This is a genomic window from Mesorhizobium sp. CA6, from assembly GCF_020165035.1.
Lineage (GTDB): Bacteria > Pseudomonadota > Alphaproteobacteria > Rhizobiales > Rhizobiaceae > Mesorhizobium.
Genome location: NZ_JAIUHI010000002.1, coordinates 358,235 through 377,746 on the forward strand (window position 1 = coordinate 358,235; position 19,512 = coordinate 377,746).

A 19,512-nucleotide genomic window follows, 5' to 3' on the forward strand; every position below is an offset into this window, starting at 1 on the left:
CTCATTCCGCCGGCATTGCGCGCTGCGAAAGGACGAAGCCCATCTGCTTGCGCTTTTCCGGACGCTTGCGCGTCAAGGCGAGCACCATGCCCATCGAGACGGCGATGGCGATCTGCGAGGAGCCGCCATAGGAGATGAAGGGCAGCGTCATGCCCTTGGCCGGCATCAGCTGCAGGTTCACGCACATGTTGATGGCCGATTGCAGGCCGAAGACGGTGACGAGGCCGCCCACCCCATAGCGGGTGAAATCGTCCTGCTCCTTGAGCGCGATGCTCAGGCCGCGCAGCACGATGAAGGCGAAGATCGACATGATGAAGAAGCACATTATGAGGCCGAACTCCTCGCCGGCGACCGAGAAGACGAAGTCGGCGTGGCTGTCGGGGATGACCCGCTTCACCGTGCCCTCGCCCGGGCCGACGCCGAACCAGCCGCCATTGATCAGCGCCTCGCGGCCCATATCGACCTGGAAGGTGTCGCCTTCGCCGGTCATGAACTTGTCGATGCGCGCGGCGACGTGCGGAAACACCGTATAGGCCGCGAACACGCCGCCGACCCCGGCAGCCCCCAGCGCGACGATCCAGAACCAGGGCAGGCCGGCCATGAAGAACATCACGCCCCAGGTGCCCAGCACCAGCATGGTCTGGCCGAGATCGGGCTGGGCTACCAGAAGCGAGATGACCAGCGCCAGCAAAAGCATGGCGAACAGATTGCCGGGAATGTCGGGCTGGCGCCTGTGCTCCGCAAACAGCCAGGCGCAGATGACGACGAAGGCCGGTTTCAGGAACTCGGACGGCTGGATGGAAAGGCCCGCAAGCGACACCCAGCGCCGCGCCCCCTTCACCTCGACGCCGATGTAGAGCACCGCCACCATCAGCACCAGCATGATGCAGATCATCACCAGCGACATGCGCCTTATCTGCCGCGCCTCCAGGAAAGAGACTGCCAGCATCACGATAAGCGCCGGGATGGTGAAGATGATCTGGCGCGTGGCGAAGTGGAAGCTATCGAGGCCGATACGCTCGGCCACCGCCGGACTTGCGGCGAAGGACAGCACGATGCCCAGTCCCATCAGCGACAGGAATGCCGCCAGGAACCAGCGATCGATCGTCCACCACCAGGTGGCGACAGGACTTTTGTCGAGACGGCTTTGCATCAACGTGGCCCTCCGATGGATTTCACCCCATCAATAGCAGTCGCAGCTTGCCTGAAGGCTTCGCCGCGAACTTCGAAATTCTTGAACTGGTCGAAACTGGCGCAAGCCGGCGAAAGCAGCACCACGGCCTCGCCGCCGGTGTCCTTTGCCGCGTCGTTGGCGGCATGCTCGACCGCCGCCGCCAGCGTTCCGGATATTTCGTAGGGTACCGCCTCGCCGAGCGTCGCCGAGAAGGCGGGCGCCGCCTCGCCGATCAGATAGGCCTTGGCGATGCGCGGGAAGAAGCCGCGCAGCGGCTCGATGCCGCCTTCCTTGGGCAGGCCGCCGGCGATCCAATAGACGCGGTTGAAACTCGATAGCGCGGGTGCGGCCGCATCGGCATTGGTCGCCTTGGAATCGTTGACGAACAGCACATGGTCCTTGCGGCCGACCTGCTCCATGCGATGCGCCAGCCCCGGGAAGCTCTCGAGGCCGGCCTGGATCTCGCCGAGATCGAGCCCGATCCTCAAGCACGCGGCGACGGCGGCCAGCGCGTTCTGCGCGTTGTGCTGGCCGCGCAGCGACCCGATGCCTTCGAGGAAGGCGACGCGGCTGTAGCGGCCGTGCACGGCTTCCATCAGATTGGTGCCGTCGGCGAAATAGCCGTCGGTCAAAGGCAGGCGCTTGGAAATGCGGATGACCTGCCGGCCGGCGCGCTCCAGCCGGTCGGCGATCTGGGCGCACCAGGAATCGTCAACGCCGACGATCGCGGTGTCGCTGCCGGCGACCAGCCTCTCCTTGATCGAGGCGTAATGCGCCATCGTGCCGTGCCGGTCGAGATGGTCTGGCGTAAGGTTGAGCAGGATGCCGGCGGTCGGATTGATGGAGGGCGCGAGATCGATCTGGTAGGACGAGCACTCGACCACATAGTGCCGCGTCGGCTCGGGCGGATCGAGCGTCATGACGGCACGACCGATATTGCCGCCCATCTGCGTGTCGCGGCCTGCCGACTTCAGGATATGCGCCGTCAGCGCCGTCGTCGTCGACTTGCCGTTGGTGCCGGTAATCGCGATGAAGGGTGCTGCCGGCGCGTAGCTGTTGCGTTCGCGGCAGAACAGCTCGATATCGCCGATCACCTCGACGCTGGCGCCGCGCGCCAGCTCCACCGTCCAATGCGGCTTCGGATGCGTCAGCGGCACCCCCGGCGACAGCACGAAGGCGGCGAAACGCGGCCAGTCGGCCGCGCGCAGATCTCCGGTCGTAATCCCCGCGGCCGCTGCCTTGGCGACGCTGTCCGGATTGTCGTCCCAGGCCAGCACCTCGGCGCCGCCTGCGATCAGCGCATGCGCCGTGGCGATCCCCGAGCCGCCAAGCCCGAAGAGCGAAATGCGTTTGCCTGAAAAGGAAGCAGCGGGGATCAAGCAGCGAGTCCTATCTGAGCTTGAGGGTGGACAGGCCGACCAGCGCCAGGATGACGGCAATGATCCAGAAGCGTATCACCACCTGGCTTTCGGTCCAGCCGAGCTTTTCGAAATGGTGATGGATCGGCGCCATCAGGAAGACGCGCTTGCCGGTCATCTTGAAATAGCCGACCTGGATGATGACCGACAGGATCTCGACCACGAACAGGCCGCCGACGATGACCAGCACGATCTCGTGCTTGGTGGCGACCGCGATGGTGCCGATCAGCCCGCCCATCGCCAGCGAGCCGGTGTCGCCCATGAAGATCGCGGCCGGCGGCGCGTTGAACCAAAGGAAGCCGAGGCCCGCGCCGATCACCGCGCCGAGCACGACGGCGAGCTCGCCGGTGCCGGGAACGAAATGGATCTGCAGATATTCGGCGAACACCGCGTTGCCCGAAAGATAGGCGATGACGCCGAAGGACGCCGCCGCGATCATGATCGGCACGATCGCCAGACCGTCGAGACCGTCGGTCAGGTTCACCGCATTGCCCGCGCCGACGATGACGAAGCAGGAGAACGGCACGAAGAACCAGCCGAGATTGATCAGGAATTCTTTGGCGAAAGGGAACGTCAGCGACGACGAGAACGGCGCCTGGCCGTTATGCATGATCACCCAGGCCGCGATGGCGGCGATGACGAACTCGATCGCCAGGCGAGCCTTGCCGGAGAAGCCCAGATGCGACTGCTTGGTGACCTTGAGATAGTCGTCGTAGAAGCCGATCGAGCCGAAGCCGACGGTGACCAGCAACACGACCCAGACATAGATGCTGGACAGGTTTGCCCATAAGAGCGACGAACCGATGATGCCGGACAGGATCATCAGCCCCCCCATGGTCGGCGTTCCGGCCTTCTTGAAATGCGTCTGCGGGCCGTCGGCGCGGATCGGCTGGCCCTTGCCTTGCCGCAGACGCAGCGAATTGATGATCGTCGGCCCAAAGATGAAGACGATCAGCGCCGACGTGATCAGCGCGCCGCCTGTACGAAAAGTGATGTAGCGGAAGACGTTGAAGAACGAGATCTTGTCCGCGAAATCGACGAGCAGTGTGAACATGGTCCTTCCGTCCCCGGAGCCCGACCTAGGCCGGCTTAATGTTTGTGGCTTCCGCCGGAAATTTGCCGAGCAATGCCTCGACCAGCTTTGAAAACCCGATGCCCTTCGACGACTTGACCATCACCACGTCGCCGGGCCTGAGCGCGGCGATCACGATCGGCTTCAGTTCTTCCGCTCCCGATCGATACTCGGTTGCAATGTCTGACGGCAGGGCCTCGGCCAGCGCCTGCATTTCCGGCCCGCCGAGAAAGACGTTGCGCGTGCCCGTGCCGACGATCAGCTTGGCAAGCGCTGCGTGGAGATCTGCCGAATGGCTGCCGAGCTCCAGCATGTCGCCGAGCACGGCGATGCGCCGGCCCTCGCCCGCGACCGGCGTGGCGTTGAGCAGCGCCATTGCCGCCGCCATCGACGCCGGATTGGCGTTGTAGCTCTCGTCGATCAGCGTGATCGGCCCGTTGGGATGATGCAGAATATGGCGCCGGCCCCGCCCGCGCTCGGCCGAAAGATCTGCCAGTGCTGCCGCGACCTTGTCGAGGTCGGCGCCGACCAACTGCGCGGCGCCCAGCACCGCCAGCACGTTCTGCACGATATGGCGGCCGGGCGCCCCGACACGAGCCGTCAGGTCTTTCTTGCCGATCTTGACGGCGATGTCGGAATGGTCGGCATGAAGCTCGCAGCCGACAAGGCGGAACGCCGAGCGGACATTTTCGCCGAAGCCGAAGACATGCTCGACGCCCGCCTCTTTCGCCATTTTGCCGAGCAGCTTCCAGCGTGGATCGTCGCGGTTGAGCAGCGCGGCGCCACCTGGCTCGATCCCCTCGAAAATCTCGGCCTTGGCCATGGCAATCTCGTCGAGATTCTTGAAGAAGCCGAGATGAGCGGCGGCAATGATCGTCACGATGGCGACATGCGGCCTGACCATCTTGACCAGCGGCCGGATCTCGCCCGGATGGTTCATGCCGATCTCGAAGACGGCATAGTCGCAGTCCTGCGGCATGCGCGCCAGCGTCAGCGGCACGCCCCAATGGTTGTTGAACGACTGCGCAGAAGCGTGCACCTTGCCGACCGCCGACAGCACATGCCGTAGCGCTTCCTTGGTGGTCGTCTTGCCGGCCGATCCCGTGACCGCGATGGTCCTGGCCTTCGAGCGGACGCGGGCCGCGACGCCGAGCTTCTCAAGCGCTGCGAGCACGTCCTGCACGACGATCATCGGCGCCGTCAGCCGGCCGAGCGACGGCAGCTTGCCCTCGGCGACGACCAGCACCGCCGCTCCGGCTTTGACCGCCGCTGTCGCGAAATCATGGCCGTCCATCGCTTCGCCCTTGATGGCGAAGAAGGCATTTCCCGGCTCCAGGCTGCGGCTGTCGATCGAAATGCCGGTGATGCCCTCCGGCAGCAAGCCGATCGGCCTGCCGCCCATGGCTTCGACCAGCGCTTCCGACGTCCACAGCAGGTTCATGCGGCGAGCTCCTTGAGCGCCTCGCGCACTTCCTCATGGTCGGAGAAGTGGAAGGTTTCGGTGCCGACGGTCTGGCCTTCCTCATGTCCCTTGCCGGCGACGATGAGCGTGTCGCCGGCGCGAAGCATCGCCACTGCCTCGTGGATTGCCTTGCGGCGATCGCCGATCTCGATGGCGCCGGGTGCCGCGGCGAGGATCGCCGCGCGGATGGTTTCCGGCACTTCCGTGCGCGGGTTGTCGTCGGTGACGATGACGACATCGGCGAGCCGGGTCGCGATCTCGCCCATGATCGGCCTTTTTCCCCGGTCGCGGTCGCCGCCGCAGCCGAACACCACGACGACGCGCCCCGTGGTGAAAGGCCGGACCGAGTTCAGGACATTCTCTAGCGCATCGGGCTTGTGGGCGTAGTCGACATAAACGGGAGCGCCGGCCGCGGTGGCGCCGACGAGGTCGAGTCGGCCCGGCGCGCCCTTCAATTTCTCCAATGCCGCCAAGGCTTTGCCCGCGGGTGTTCCAGTCGCGATAGCAAGCCCGGCCGAGACCAGCGCGTTGGCGATCTGGAAATCACCGGCCAAAGGCAGCTCGACCTCGTGCAGCACGCCGTCGGCCACGATTTCGGCGCGCTGGCGATGCCGCTCATGCTCGACCCGCTTCAGCGTCAGGAAATCGCCATGACGGCCCACGGTCAGCACTTCCAGCCCCGCCGCTTTCGCGGCTTCGATGGTCGGCTCCGACCACGGATCGTCGGCAAAGACGATAGCGGGCGCGCCCTTCGGCAGCAGCGTGTCGAACAGGCGCAGCTTGGCGCGGTGATAATCCTCGACCGTGGGATGGTAATCCATATGGTCGCGGCCGAGATTGGTAAAAGCGCCGGCCGCGAGCTTCACCCCGTCGAGGCGGCGCTGGTCGAGACCGTGGCTTGAGGCTTCCATCGAGGCGTGGGTGACGCCCGCATCCGCCAGTTCCTTGAGCAATCGGTGCAGCGCCACCGGATCGGGCGTTGTCAGCGAGCCATATTCGTTGCGGCCGGGCGCCACCACGCCGGTCGTGCCGATCGAGGCGGCGGCAAAACCCGCCTGCTCCCAGATCTGGCGGGTGAAGGCGGCGACGGATGTCTTGCCGGCGGTGCCGGTAACGGCGACCATGGTCTGCGGCTGGCGTCCGAAGAAGCGCGCGGCGCTGAGCGCCAGCGCCAGGCGCGGATCATCGACGGGAAGGACCGGGATCGACAGGCTGGAGACGCTCACGCCCTTGCCGGTGACGATCGCAGCCGCGCCGCGGGCCGCGGCATCGGCGGCATAGGTCGAGCCGTCCGCCTTGCTGCCGGCAAGCGCGAAGAAGACGACGCCGGTCTTGACCGCGCGGGAATCGGAGGAAAGTCCGGTCACCTCCAGGTCGGGGGAAGCTGTTCCCTCAACAGGTAGGATGCCGGCTAGATCTTTTAGATGCATTGAGTCCCGTTCACCGCAACAAAATAGCGCGCAGTTGCCGGCGCGCCCCAAGAATCACTGATAGGAAACCAGCGTTGCACCATTTTCATGGCTGAAATCTGGCTTCACGCCAAGCATGGCCGCAGAACGCCTGATGATATTGCCAGCCATAACTCCCGCATTGTTGGCGGCGACGTCGGTCATCCCGGGCTTTTCCGGATGAGGAGCGTCGGCGATCGTGAACACCAGAAATTGCGGATCGTCCATCGGGAAGGCGGCGACGAAGGTGTTGAAGTTCAACTCCTTGGAGTAGCGGCCATTGATGACCTTCTCGGCCGTTCCTGTCTTTCCACCGACCCGGTAGCCGGGGGCCCTGGCGTTTCTGGCCGAGCCCTTCTCGGCGTTGAGCGTATAGAGGTAGCGCATGCCTTCGACCGTCTTGTCGCTGACCACTCTCTTGGCCACCGCCATGGCCTCCTCCTCGCTACGGACCAGGAATGTCGGCTCGATCAGATAGCCCTGCATCAGCGCCGCGCAGCCGACGGCGGCCTGCAGGGGCGTCGTCGACACGCCATGACCGAAGGCGATGGTGAACGAGTTGACCTGTTTCCAGACCTTGGGTTCGGTCGGGCGGGCGACTTCCGGCAGTTCGGTCTGCATCCGGTCCAGAATCCCGAGGCGGTGCAGGAATTCGCGATGCCCCTCGATGCCGACCAGCTCGGCTTCTCTGGCTGACCCGATGTTGGACGAAAAGAGGAACACCTCCGGCAGCGACAGCACGCGGTTCTTGCCGTGGAAATCGTGAATGGCCTGATGGCCGACCCGGATCGGATGCGACGCGTCGAAGCGGCTCGCCATCGTCGCTTTGCCGGAATCGAGCGCCATGGCCGAGGTGAAGCTCTTGAAGGTTGAGCCCATCTCGTAAAGACCGGCCGACATGCGGTTCAGCCGGTCTTTTTCCTGGGCGTTGTAAGGATTGTTCGGATCGAAATCCGGCACCGAGGCCATGGCCATCACTTCGCCGGTCTTGATGTTCAGCACGACGGCGCCGGCGCCGATGGCGCGATAGCGCTCCAGGCCGGCGGCGATCTCGTCGCGCACCACATGCTGGACGCGCAGATCGATCGAAAGCTTGACCGGCTTGAGATCCTTGGCCACGGCGAGCCCCGACGCCTGCAGGTCGCTCAGCCCCTGCTCGTCGATATACTTCTCCATGCCGGAGATGCCCTGGTTGTCGATGTTGGTGAGGCCGACGATATAGGACGAGGTCTCGCCGCTCGGATAGAAGCGGCGCTTTTCGGTGCGGAAGCCGAGGCCGGGAACGCCCAGCGCCAGGATGTCGGCCTGCTGCTTCGGCGTCAGCTGGCGCTGCAACCAGACGAAGCCGGCGCCGCTCTTGAGCTTGCGATAGGTCTGCTCGTAGTCGATCTCCGGCAGCACGGTCGACAATCTCTCGATCGCTTCGTCGGCGTCGACGATGCGGCGCGGCTCGGCAAACAGCGACGCGGTCTTGATGTCGGTCGCCAGCACCTCGCCATTGCGGTCGACGATATCCGGACGTGATGCAGTGACGCGGTTCTCCGGGCCGCCCGAAAGATCGGGGTTCTGCAGCCCGAGGTAGACGAGCCTGCCGGCGATTGTCGAATAGATGGTGAAGAACACCGCCATGGTCATGACGATGCGCGTCTTGGCCTTGCCGCCAGTCGCCTTGCGGGCGGCGTCGACGACGATCGAGCCGTCCTCAACCTGCTTCTTCCGGCGCGTCAGCAGGCCGCCGATCCTTGGAAGGCCGATCATTGAACGGTGCTCCCGGTGACCACCGGATCCTTGCCGTCCGAGGGCTCCTTGCCCGAATTGTCGGCCATGCCGCCAAGCTGCTGCGAGGAGAGGTCTTCGATGGTCACGGGTTTCACCGGAATGTCGTCGAGCCCGCCGATCTGGTGCGCGTTGACCGGTTCGAGCCCGAGCTGGCTCTTATAGACGTCGGCAAGCTTCTGCAGTCGCGACGGCTGAGTGAGCAGGCTCCAGTCCGCCTTGAGGAGATCGATGGTCTCTTCCTCGTAGTGGATCTGCGCCTGGATCTTCTGCACGGCCGCCTGTTGCTCTTCGGCTTCGCGCTTCGTTTTGTAGGTCAGCGCCGCGGCCGAGACCATGACGGCGATCAGGACTATGTCGCTGGTACGAAACACGTGCTCACCTCTCCCCCGGCCGCTCGACGGCGGGAAGCTTTGGAAGGCCGAAAATCGAAAAATCGCCGGCGCGCGCCGGCGCCTCGGTGCGGATCGCGGCGCGCAGCCTGGCCGAGCGCGCCCGCGGGTTGGCGTCCAGCTCGGCCTCTCCCGCCGTCACGCCGCCGCCGGCCTTGCGGAAGGTCGCAATGCGCACGGGCGCGTCAGGCATGTGCCGCGAGCCGCTGGCCGCCTCGGAGCGGTCGGCGATGAAGCGCTTGACGATGCGGTCTTCCAGCGAATGGAACGTCACCACGGCTAGCCGTCCGCCGGGCTTCAGCGCCCGCTCGGCAGCCAGCAGCGCCCTTGCGAGCTCGCCAAGCTCGTCATTGACGAATATGCGCAGCGCCTGGAAGACACGCGTGGCCGGATGGATCTTGTCCTTCGGCCCGCGTCCGATATGGGTTTCGATGGCGTCGGCGAGATCGAGCGTGCGTTCGAAGGGCTTCTTCTCGCGACGGCTCTCGATCATGCGCGCGATGCGGCCGGCATGGCGCTCCTCGCCGAGAAAGCCGAAGATGCGGGCAAGGTCGCCCCCCTTGAAGGTGTTGACGACGTCGGCGGCGGACAGACCCGCCTGCGCCATGCGCATGTCGAGTGGCCCGTCGGCGCGAAAGGAAAAGCCCCGCTCCGCCTGGTCGAGTTGCATCGAGGAAACGCCGATGTCGAGCACCACGCCGTCGGCGCCCTCGACATGCTCGTCCAGCGTTGAGAACGGTGCCTGGACGAGCCTCAGCCTGCCGCCGGACTGTCGTTCGAGCGCCCTGCCCGCCCCGATCGCGTCCGGGTCGCGGTCGATGGCAACGACGGAGGCGCCGCGCTCGAGGATGGCGCTGGTGTAGCCGCCGGCGCCGAATGTCCCGTCGACGACTGTCTCGCCGGCCTTCGGCGCAAGCGCGTCGAGCACCTCGGCAAGGAGGACCGGAATGTGACGGGCCGGTCCGCCAACGGCGTGAGGGTCATCGCCGTGGCCAGCCATCATTCCGATCGCTCCCCGGGCTTCGTCCCCTGCCGAAGCTGCAAAAGCCTGGCCCGCGCCTGCGCCCCATAGGCGGCAAGCCGTCCGGGCTCCCAGACTTGAAAGAAATTGCCGCGACCGACAAAGGCCACCTCGTTCGAGATGCCCGTATGCTCGCGGATGAAATCGGTCATGGTGATGCGGCCGTCCTGGTCGAGCTTCAGAAATGTCCCGTCGCCATGGCAAAAGAACGACATGTCGTCCGCCGTCTGCAGAAAGGGATCCTCCAGCGCGATCCGCTGCTCGTAGCGGTCGAGCAGGTCGAGCCCGCCGACATCCATGGCCGGCAGATCCAGGCAGCGTAGCGCGTAGAGTTCCGAATAGCCGCGTTTTTGCACCACGGCGCGAAAATGCGCCGGAACGGACACCCGCCCCTTCGCATCGATCTTGCTCACCGTGTTTGACAGAAACCGGTCCAATAAACGCTACAGCCGCTGTTGCCGCTGCACCCCTCATGTTGTTCTCCGCGCCCTGCCGCATTTGCGGCAAATCGCTTCATTCACCGGGGCGAAAACCGACAAACGCGCAGCCGCCGCGGCTGCCCGATTGGCGTACGCTTCACCCTGACGCGGAACGAAAGCTTGATCTGAATGGGATATCATGGGGCACTATGGGCGTCAACGGGAACAGGCATCACAAACAAACGCGCCACAACCAGAAAGCGCAGGCTGAAGACACGTCTCGTCTTTATCGTCCATTAAGCCTAACGAAGCGTTTAGAACCCTCTGGCCCAAAAAGACCCAGCTTGCCGCGCACAGCCGGCGCGCATAGCGTCGGTTGAAGTTTTCTGCCCAAGGGATCGAGCCGATGTCCGACACTGCGAAGTCACGCGCCGCGACACTTGCCCATTTGCGCAGCGCCGATTTCGCCAAGGGTGATCCCATTCCCTTGCCGCTGACCATGGCCTCGATCTTCCACGCACCGGGCGACGCGACGGGTTTCGATCAATATGGCCGCTTCAGTAATCCGACCTGGCATGCAGTCGAGCATGCGCTCGGCCATCTGGAAGGGGCGCAATGCATTATTTTTCCGTCGGGAATGGCAGCGATTTCCGCGGCTTTCTTCGCGCTCGTCAGATCGGGCGACCGTATCCTCTTGCCGTCGGACGGTTATCACACGACGCGGGCCTTGGCCGAACGTTTTCTGAAACCGCTCGGCGTCGCTTATGACGTGAGGCCGACGGCAAGCATGCTCGATGGCGGCTTCGCCGGCTACCGGGCGGTTTTCGTTGAAAGTCCGTCGAACCCGCGACTGGACATTTGCGACATCGCCGCCGTCGCCAACGCCGTCCATGCGCAGGGCGGAACCCTGATCGTCGACAACACGACGATGACGCCCTTCGGCCAGCGCCCGCTCGATCTTGGCGCCGACATCGTGGTCTCGGCCGACACCAAGGCGATCAATGGCCATTCGGACGTTCTCTTCGGCCATGTCGCCAGCCGCGATCCCGACATTGTCGCCAGGGTGAAGGATTGGCGCGAGACGGCCGGCGGCATCCCCGGTCCGTTCGAAGCATGGCTCGTTCATCGCGGCCTCGAAACGCTGGAAGTGCGCTTCGATCGCATGTGTTCGTCGGCTGAAACCATCGCGCGGCGGCTGAAGGGTCATTGCGCCGTCAGCGGCCTGCGCTTTCCGGGGCTCGAGGGCGATGCCTCGCACAATCTGGCGCGCGCTCAGATGGAGCGCTTCGGCTTCCTGATTTCCTTCGAACTGGCCTCCGAAGAACAGGCAGAGGCGTTCATCGACGGTTGCGCGCTGATCGAATCGGCAACGTCCTTCGGCGGCGTGCACACATCGGCCGAGCGGCGCTCGAAACGCGGCGACGCCGTTCCGCCGGGCTTCGTTCGCCTGGCCATCGGCTGCGAGCCGGTCGAGGAGCTTTGGCAGGCGATCGAGGAATCTCTGGACAAGATCGGCGCCTAGTCCGCCTACTTAATCAGATCGTCAGCCTCGATCTTGCGCCGGCCGTGCAGCACGCGGATTTCGATCGCATCCTCTCCAATGCGGTAAAAGGTTAGATATTCGCCGACGATGAGATGGCGAATGCCCGGAGTGATATCGTCGCGTAAGGGACCAGATGACGGATAGATGGCGAGTTGCCAACGGTTTTCGATGCGATCGAGCAGTCGGTCCACTGCGGCTTCGCTATCACGCGCAACATATTGCCAGATGCAATCAAATCCTCTTCGGCGTACGAAGTTCGAACGATGCGCAGCAAGTGTCATACCGCTCCGCCAGACCGAAATCGCTTGCGCGCCTCAGCTTTGATCTCTTCCATAGATTCGAACCGGCCGGGCCCGCTGTCGATCCCCTCCTGCACCAGTTTCCGCAGCTCTTCGACGCTGTAGCCGAACAAGTCGCGCCGCTCCTTCCATTGCCTGAGCGCATCGCGGATCACCTCGCTGGCCGAGGCGTATTCGCCCGCCGCGACGACATCGTCGACCGCGGCCGCCAGTTCCGGTGAAAGCGTGATACTGCGTTTACCCACCTGGCTCATGATGCACTCCTGCTCTTCCGTGTGGTACGATTTAATCGCACCAGCTCAAGGACAGGTTCGACCACGCCGCGGAAGCTGTCTTGCAGAATGCTTGAATCGGAAGATACGCCTGTCGGCGTAACCTCCCGATCCCGTTCAGCTATCGCTACGAGAAAAATGCCAGCTGGCCTGTAAGCCGGGTTCTGTATGGCCCTCGCCTCGCGGCGAGAACGTGGCGGCCATTCATCTTGGGCGCATGTTGCCACGCGCCTCACGCAACCTACCCGGACGGTGGGCCGGAAACAGCCCTCGAAGGTTTCCCCTCGCACCGCCCCTATTCGGTTTTGCTCCCGGTGGGGTTTGCCCTGCCGCTTCTGTTGCCAGTCGCGCGGTGGGCTCTTACCCCACCCTTTCACCCTTGCCGTGGCCGAAGCCGCGGCGGTTTGCTTTCTGTGGCACTTTCCCTGGGGTTGCCCCCGCCGGCCGTTAGCCGGCACCGTGTCTCCATGGAGCCCGGACTTTCCTCACCCGCAACCTTTCGGCACGCGCGGGCGCGGCCGCCCGGCCAGCTGACAAGGGCGTATAAAGGGATTCCCGCCTGAAAACGCAAACGAAAAAGCTGTTGCCGTCCCCCAAATGCGCAGCGGTTTGGGACAACGACGCGCTTGAAACAGACACGCGTCGCCCAAATCCGCTTCGCCGGACAGGCTTAGGCCGGCGAACCCAGCGCTGCCATCTGCACCTTCACCTTGCTGCAATAGGCAGCCGAAATCGGATTCATCCGCGTCGCGCCGTGGCCGGCATTGTATTTCAGGATCGTGCCGCAGGTGGTGCCACCGCCGAGACCCTGCGCCATGGCGAGGTACTTCATGCCGTATTTGATATTGGTGTCGGGATCGAACAGTCCCTTGGCCGAACCAGTGTAACCCATCATGCGCGCCGTGGCCGGCTTGATCTGCATCAGGCCGATCTCGCCGGCGCTGCCGACCAGGTTCGGCCGGTAGTTGCTTTCGATCTTGATGACGGCGCTGGCCAGGGACACCGGCACGCCGTAGCTCGCGGCATAGCGGGCAATGATCGACGAATACTGGCCGCCGCCGGGTGCAGCGGATGTCGCCAGAGCGATCTTGCCCGTGGGGATCGAGGCTGTCGGGGTGAGATCGATCGTCTTTCTGACGCGCTTGGCGCGCTTGGCCGTCGATTTCGCCGCCCTGGTCGCGGCGGCCTTCTGCACCTTAGCCGGGGCTCTCTTGATCTTTGGCGCTTTGTTCGCCGGGGCAGCCTTGGTCGTAGGGGCGACGGCAAGGCCATTGTCTGCCCTGAGGCTTAAGGGGGCGCTGTTTGCCGGACTGAAGGCAAAGCTTATTACTCCGGCAGCAACGGCTGCCGCTACAACGGTCAATTTCTGCATGTAATCCTGTTCTGTTAGAACCGCGTGAAGAACTTCGCGCAGTTGTGTCAATTCAACATCGGAGCATCAGAGGGGCTAGACGTCCAACAACTTGCGGGAGAGGCATTTGGCGGCGGAATTGGCGGCAATGAAGGCGGCGCAATTCACTTTAAATAACAGGTTGTAATTTAATGACCTTATCGCGACTATTTGGCAGAGGCTGCCGCGACGGAAGTCAGGAGCCTCTGCAGCGTGCGGATCGTCGAATTGTCGGCCACGCCATCCACCAGCCGCCGCCGGAAATGCCGCTGGAACGCCGCCACCGCGATTTCCGTCTGCCGGTCGTAAATACCCGATATCTCAATACCATAGCCATAGAGCGCCAGCATCGACTGCAGCGCCTCGACGTCGGAGCCGGTGTCGCCGGCCTTCAACGCGGCGCCCGGTTTTATCGGCGCCGCCGGTACGAGGTGACCGATACCGGCCGCGAACAGAACCTTCCACGGAAATTTTTCGCCCGGGTCGACCTTGCGGCCCGGCGCCACGTCGGAATGGGCAAGCACCCTTGTCGCTGGGATGGAATAACGGCCCACGATGCCCGCGCACAAATCGATCACGGCATCGATCTGCCGCCTCGGGAAGGCCTTGTAGCCCAGTGAATGCCCGGGATTGACGATCTCGATGCCGACCGAGCAGGAATTGATGTCGGTGCGCCCGAGCCAGGAGCTCTTGCCGGCATGCCAGGCGCGATCGCTCTCGCGCACCATCTGGATGATGCGGCCATCTTCGTGGACAAGATAATGCGAGGACACTTCACTTGCTGGATCGCACAGCCACGCCTCGGCGCCGGCGCCGGTTGCCATGCCGGTATAGTGCAGCACGATCATGTCGGGCCGCAGCGTCTCGCGGCGCGGACCGAAATTCGGCGACACCCGGACCTCGGCACCTGGCTGGTCGGGCAGGAAACCGCTCATGCGTGCCTGAGGCCCCGCTCGATCATTTCATAGGCGGCATTGATCGCCGCGACCCTGGTCGTGGCGATCTTGATGAATTCTTGCGGCAAGCCGCGTGCGATCAACCTGTCGGGATGATTGTCCGAGATCAGCTTGCGGTAGCGCTTCCTGATTTCCTCGAACGGCTTGCCGCGCTCGATGCCCAGCACGACGTAAGGATCGGCGGCGCCGAGATTGACGTGCCGCGACAGGATCGTCTCGTAATGCGCCTCATCGATCCGGAAGATCTCCGCAATCCGATGCAGGAACTGCCCTTCCCGCTCATGGATCAGGCCGTCAGCCTTGGCGATATGGAATAGGCCGTCGAGTATGTCTTCCAGCATCATGCAGTTGGCATGGCCGGAACCGCAGAGTTGCGCCATGCGCCGGGCGTAGGTCTCGAACCCGGCGACGTCCTGCTTGGCGATGTCGTAAAGCCGCGCCACATTGCGCGTCTCGCTCGGCGGCACCTCGAAGATTTCCTGGAAGGCGCGCACCTCGTCCTGCGTGACGATGCCGTCGGCCTTGGCCATCTTGGCCGAGAGCGCGATCATCGCCACCGAAAAGGCTACGCGCCGGCGCAAGTCCGGATCGCCGGAAAACACGGTGCGCACAGCTTCAACGACGTCCGCGACACCCGAGGACGCCGACGACGAAACACGAGCGATGAAGTCGCCAAGGCGGTCCCAAATCGACATGTCGGCTTCATAGAGCGAACCGGGCGGTTCTATCAAGCCGGGACGATGCCGCAGTTGACCGGCGATGCGCGGGATCGACGGCGCAAAAAGAAGGCCGGCAGTGCCGGCCTTCTTCGATTGTGGGACGGCCCTTACTGCGCAGGCGCGGTAGGAGCCGGTTTTGTTGCCGGAGCCGGTTCAGCAGGCTTCGAAGCGTCGGGCGAAGCCGGTTTCATCGGCTGTTCGTTGGCCGGCGGATTGGTGCTCTGGGTGGTGGTATTGTCAGTGCCGGTGCCACTGTCGCTACAAGCCGCGACCCCCAGCAGGGCGAGCGCCGAAACAGACGCCAGAATGAGCTTCTTCATGCTATCTCTCCTTCGACAGACGCTCACATTTCGGTGAGCGGTCGCAGGGGAAATGCATCAGCCAGCTGCCGGTTTCGTAACGTTGCATTTCCACGTGTAACATCAACTAGCGATTGCTGGCGCCGAAATCCCGAACTAACACAACATACGCCAAAGAGATTATGGATAAGCAGAATGCCGGCAGCCGTGGGAACTGGGAAATGGGACTTCTGGATCGACCGCGGCGGCACCTTTACCGACGTCATCGGCCGTGATCCGCGGGGCCGGCTGCACCCCCGAAAACTCCTGTCCGAAAATCCCGAGGCGTATGCGGATGCCGCCATCCAGGGCATCCGCGACCTGTTGGGCCTGAAAACCGGCGCCGCCATCTCCGCCGACGCGATCGGCGACGTCAAAATGGGCACGACCGTAGCCACCAATGCGCTGCTCGAGCGCAAGGGCGACCGTGTGCTGCTGCTCATCACCAAGGGGTTCCGCGACGCTTTGCGCATCGCCTATCAGGCAAGGCCGGATATCTTCGCCAAGGAGATCATCCTGCCGGAGCAGCTCTACGAGCGGGTGATCGAGATCAATGAACGCGTGCGCGCCGACGGCTGCGTCGAGCGCCTGCTCGACATCGCGGCCTGCCGCCCAGCGATCGAGCAGGCGAAGGCCGACGGCATCGACGCGGTCGCCATCGTCTTCATGCACGCCTGGAAATACCCGGACCACGAAAAGGCCGTGGCGAAAGTCTGCCGCAAGATCGGCTTCAGCCAGATCTCGGTCTCTCACGAGGTCTCTCCGCTCATCAAGCTGGTCGGCCGCGGCGACACCACGGTGGTCGACGCCTATCTGTCGCCGATCCTGTCGCGCTATGTGCAGCGGGTGGCCGGCGAACTGGGCGCCGGACCGCGCCTGATGTTCATGATGTCGTCGGGCGGCCTCACCGCCGCCGACATGTTCCAGGGCAAGGACGCGCTGCTTTCGGGACCGGCGGGTGGCGTCGTCGGCATGGTCGAGACGGCGAAGCTCGCCGGCTTCGAAAAGGTCATCGGCTTCGACATGGGCGGTACGTCGACCGACGTCGCCCACTATGACGGCGAATATGAGCGCGCCTTCGACACCGAGGTCGCCGGCGTTCGCATCCGCGCGCCGATGATGCGCATCCACACCGTCGCCGCCGGCGGCGGCTCGATCCTGCACTATGAGGCGGGCCGCTTCCGCGTCGGCCCGGATTCTGCCGGCGCCAATCCCGGGCCTGCCGCCTACCGGCGCGGCGGCCCCCTCGCCGTCACCGATGCCAATGTCATGCTCGGCAAATTGCAGCCCGATTTCTTTCCGGCGATTTTCGGCGCGGGCCAAGACCAAGCGCTCGACATCGGCACGGTTAGCGAAAAATTCGCGGCGCTTGCCGCCGAAATCGGCGACGGCCGGACGCCCGAGGCGGTCGCCGAAGGCTTTGTCACCATCGCCGTCGAGAACATGGCCAACGCCATCAAGAAGATCTCGGTGCAGCGCGGCTATGACGTCACTGAATATCTTTTGAACTGTTTTGGCGGCGCCGGCGGCCAGCACGCCTGCCTGGTCGCCGATGCGCTCGGCATGGAGGCGGTGCTCATCCATCCCTTCTCCGGCCTTCTCTCGGCTTACGGCATCGGCCTCTCGTCGGTCTTCGCCTCGCGCCAACAGGGTCTGCTGCAGCCGCTTGCCGAAGAATCCCGCGCGGCGATCGAGGCACTCATCGCGGCACTGCGCGGCGACGTCATTGCCGAGCTCGGCGAGCAAGGCATTGCCGGGGACGCGGTTTCAACGAGGCCTGTCCTGCATATCCGCTATGACGGCACCGATACGGCGCTGCCGGTGAATTTCGAGCATGGCTCGATCTTCCGCGCCAGAAGCGATTTCGAGGCCGCGCACAAGGCGCAGTTCGGTTTCGTCTATGACGATAAGCCGATCGTCGTCGAGACCGTCGCCGTCGAAGGCATGGAAGTCGCCCGACAGGACAAGGCTGAAGCCCCGGCGCTCGCCGGACCGGCAGGAATTGACGCCAAACCCTTGGAAAGCCGGCGCATCTACACCGAAGGCCGCTGGCACGAGGCCGGCGTCTATCGCCGCGAAGGCCTGCGGCCGTCCCACACGGTCGCCGGGCCCGCGCTTATCATCGAGCCGAACCAGACCATCGTCGTCGAGCCGGGCTGGCGCGCCGAAATCACCGGTCTCAATCACGTCGTAATACGCCGGACAGAAAGAAAGGCGCGTGCCGCGGCACTCGGCACCGAGGCCGATCCGGTGATGCTGGAAGTCTTCAACAATCTCTTCATGTCGATCGCCGAACAGATGGGCGTGACGCTGCAGAACACCGCCTATTCGGTCAACATCAAGGAACGGCTCGACTTCTCCTGCGCCGTGTTCGACCGTCATGGCGCGCTGGTCGCCAACGCGCCGCATATGCCGGTGCATCTGGGTTCAATGGACCGTTCGGTGGAGACAATCATCCGCTTGAACTCCGGCGATATCCATCCCGGCGACGTCTTCGCGCTCAACGCGCCCTATAATGGCGGCACGCATTTGCCCGACATCACCGTGGTGACGCCGGTGTTTGACGACGCCCGCAAGGAAATCCTGTTCTGGGCGGCCTCGCGCGGCCATCACGCCGATGTCGGCGGCACCGCGCCGGGCTCGATGACGCCGCTTGCGACAACGGTCGATGAGGAAGGCGTGCTGTTCGACAATTTCCGCATCGTCGACCGCGGCCGCTTCCGTGAGAAGGAGTTGGAGACGCTGCTTACCGACCATCCTTATCCGGCGCGCAATCCCGTCCAGAACATCGCCGACCTCAAGGCGCAGATCGCCGCCAACGAAAAGGGCGTGGCGGAGCTGCGCAAGATGGTCGCGCATTTCGGCCTCGATGTGGTCGAGGCCTATATGGGCCATGTCCAGGACAATGCCGCCGAAAGCGTGCGCCGCGTGATCGAGCGGCTCCCCGACAGCGCGGCTTATGAATACCCCACCGACACCGGCCAGGTGATCAAGGTGAAGATCACCGTCGACCGCCAAAAGCGCGAGGCGACGGTCGATTTCACCGGCACCTCGCCTGTCATGAAGAACAATTTCAACGCGCCGGAGCCCGTCGCCCGCGCCGCGGTGCTTTATGCCTTCCGCGTCATGGTCGAGGACATGATCCCGATGAACGCCGGATGCCTCAGGCCGATCAACATCGTTATTCCGGATGGCTGCATGCTCAAACCGTCCTATCCGGCGGCGGTCGTCGCTGGCAATGTCGAGACCTCGCAGCATGTCACCAACGCGCTGTTCGGCGCGATGGGCGCGATGGCCAACGCCCAAGGCACGATGAACAACCTCACCTTCGGCAACAGGAAATACCAGTATTACGAGACGATCTGCTCCGGCTCGCCGGCGGGCCGGATGAATTCCGGGCGCGGCTTCGCCGGAACGTCCGGCGTCCATACCCACATGACCAATTCGCGCCTTACCGACCCCGAGGTGCTGGAACTGCGCTTCCCCGTCGTGCTGGAAGACTTCCATATCCGCGAAGGCTCCGGCGGCAAGGGCAAGTGGAACGCCGGCGACGGCACCAGGCGCACCATCCGCTTCCTCGAAAAGATGGAATGCGCGATCCTGTCGTCGCACCGCAACCGGCCGCCCCAGGGCCTCGAAGGCGGCGGCGACGGCGAGGCCGGCTCGACCAAGGTCAGGCGCAATGACGGCTCGGTCGACGTCCTGAAGGCCTGCGACCAGACCACGCTCGATGCCGGCGAGGCCGTCATCGTCACCACGCCGACACCCGGAGCGTTCGGAAAAGCGTAAAAACAGCGTCAACAGGCTGTCACC

General features: G+C 64.1%; 17 protein-coding genes and 1 other RNA gene. 2 read left to right on the forward strand and 16 right to left on the reverse strand.

Going from position 1 to position 19,512, the window contains the following annotated elements:
- Position 1: 1 nt before the first annotated feature.
- The 9 genes from ftsW to mraZ are packed head-to-tail and all read right to left on the reverse strand — an operon-like array spanning position 2 to position 10,200.
- Positions 2–1,153, reverse strand: a complete 1,152-nt coding sequence (gene ftsW, locus LB526_RS03935; protein WP_224626261.1) for a putative lipid II flippase FtsW — start codon at positions 1,151–1,153, stop codon at positions 2–4.
- Positions 1,153–2,553, reverse strand: a complete 1,401-nt coding sequence (gene murD, locus LB526_RS03940) for a UDP-N-acetylmuramoyl-L-alanine--D-glutamate ligase (protein WP_224626263.1) — start codon at positions 2,551–2,553, stop codon at positions 1,153–1,155. Before murD ends, ftsW begins: the two co-directional genes overlap by 1 nt.
- 10 nt (positions 2,554–2,563) lie before the next feature.
- Positions 2,564–3,646, reverse strand: coding sequence for a phospho-N-acetylmuramoyl-pentapeptide-transferase (gene mraY, locus LB526_RS03945; RefSeq protein ID WP_095768991.1), 1,083 nt, complete (start codon positions 3,644–3,646; stop codon positions 2,564–2,566).
- Between the two features lie 25 nt (positions 3,647–3,671).
- A complete protein-coding gene (locus tag LB526_RS03950; protein WP_095768990.1) occupies positions 3,672–5,105 on the reverse strand; it encodes a UDP-N-acetylmuramoylalanyl-D-glutamyl-2,6-diaminopimelate--D-alanyl-D-alanine ligase in 1,434 nt (477 codons plus the stop codon).
- Positions 5,102–6,556 carry a UDP-N-acetylmuramoyl-L-alanyl-D-glutamate--2,6-diaminopimelate ligase gene (locus LB526_RS03955; protein ID WP_224522870.1) on the reverse strand — a complete coding sequence of 485 codons (1,455 nt, stop codon included), beginning with the start codon at positions 6,554–6,556 and terminating at the stop codon, positions 5,102–5,104. Before LB526_RS03955 ends, LB526_RS03950 begins: the two co-directional genes overlap by 4 nt.
- A gap of 54 nt (positions 6,557–6,610) precedes the next feature.
- The gene (locus tag LB526_RS03960) at positions 6,611–8,332 is read right to left on the reverse strand and encodes a peptidoglycan D,D-transpeptidase FtsI family protein (RefSeq protein WP_224522871.1); all 1,722 of its coding nucleotides are present in this window, start codon (positions 8,330–8,332) and stop codon (positions 6,611–6,613) included.
- Positions 8,329–8,724, reverse strand: a complete 396-nt coding sequence (locus tag LB526_RS03965; protein ID WP_095768987.1) for a hypothetical protein — start codon at positions 8,722–8,724, stop codon at positions 8,329–8,331. The genes LB526_RS03960 and LB526_RS03965 overlap by 4 nt, the downstream gene beginning before the upstream one ends.
- Positions 8,725–8,728: 4 nt before the next feature.
- Complete coding sequence (rsmH, locus tag LB526_RS03970; protein WP_224522872.1) at positions 8,729–9,745, reverse strand: 16S rRNA (cytosine(1402)-N(4))-methyltransferase RsmH; 1,017 nt, start codon at positions 9,743–9,745, stop codon at positions 8,729–8,731.
- On the reverse strand, positions 9,742–10,200 hold the full coding sequence (gene mraZ / locus LB526_RS03975) for a division/cell wall cluster transcriptional repressor MraZ (protein WP_140839693.1): 459 nt from the start codon (positions 10,198–10,200) through the stop codon (positions 9,742–9,744). Before mraZ ends, rsmH begins: the two co-directional genes overlap by 4 nt.
- Before the next feature lie 388 nt (positions 10,201–10,588).
- Here mraZ and LB526_RS03980 point away from each other — a divergent pair, with 388 nt between their 5' ends.
- The gene (locus LB526_RS03980; protein WP_224522873.1) at positions 10,589–11,704 is read left to right on the forward strand and encodes a cystathionine gamma-lyase; all 1,116 of its coding nucleotides are present in this window, start codon (positions 10,589–10,591) and stop codon (positions 11,702–11,704) included.
- A 5-nt stretch (positions 11,705–11,709) separates the two neighbouring features.
- Here LB526_RS03980 and LB526_RS03985 read toward each other — a convergent pair whose 3' ends face one another.
- From LB526_RS03985 to LB526_RS04015, 7 genes are all read right to left on the reverse strand, one after another.
- Positions 11,710–12,006, reverse strand: coding sequence for a type II toxin-antitoxin system RelE/ParE family toxin (locus LB526_RS03985; RefSeq protein WP_224522874.1), 297 nt, complete (start codon positions 12,004–12,006; stop codon positions 11,710–11,712).
- Entirely contained in the window at positions 12,003–12,278 is a 276-nt protein-coding gene (locus LB526_RS03990) for a type II toxin-antitoxin system ParD family antitoxin (protein WP_224522875.1), read from the reverse strand. Before LB526_RS03990 ends, LB526_RS03985 begins: the two co-directional genes overlap by 4 nt.
- A gap of 155 nt (positions 12,279–12,433) precedes the next feature.
- An RNA gene (rnpB, locus tag LB526_RS03995) (RNase P RNA component class A) lies at positions 12,434–12,830 on the reverse strand.
- Between the two features lie 136 nt (positions 12,831–12,966).
- Positions 12,967–13,668: a lytic transglycosylase domain-containing protein gene (locus tag LB526_RS04000; protein ID WP_224522876.1), complete on the reverse strand. Its 702-nt coding sequence runs from the start codon at positions 13,666–13,668 to the stop codon at positions 12,967–12,969.
- A 185-nt stretch (positions 13,669–13,853) separates the two neighbouring features.
- A complete protein-coding gene (locus LB526_RS04005) occupies positions 13,854–14,621 on the reverse strand; it encodes an N-acetylmuramoyl-L-alanine amidase (RefSeq protein ID WP_224522877.1) in 768 nt (255 codons plus the stop codon).
- Positions 14,618–15,337, reverse strand: coding sequence for a J domain-containing protein (locus LB526_RS04010; protein ID WP_224522878.1), 720 nt, complete (start codon positions 15,335–15,337; stop codon positions 14,618–14,620). Before LB526_RS04010 ends, LB526_RS04005 begins: the two co-directional genes overlap by 4 nt.
- A gap of 131 nt (positions 15,338–15,468) precedes the next feature.
- Positions 15,469–15,681, reverse strand: coding sequence for a hypothetical protein (locus LB526_RS04015; protein ID WP_095768981.1), 213 nt, complete (start codon positions 15,679–15,681; stop codon positions 15,469–15,471).
- Positions 15,682–15,855: 174 nt separating this feature from the next.
- On the opposite strand from LB526_RS04015, the gene LB526_RS04020 reads away from it, so the two are divergent.
- Entirely contained in the window at positions 15,856–19,488 is a 3,633-nt protein-coding gene (locus LB526_RS04020) for a hydantoinase B/oxoprolinase family protein (protein WP_224626265.1), read from the forward strand.
- Positions 19,489–19,512 lie beyond the last annotated feature (24 nt).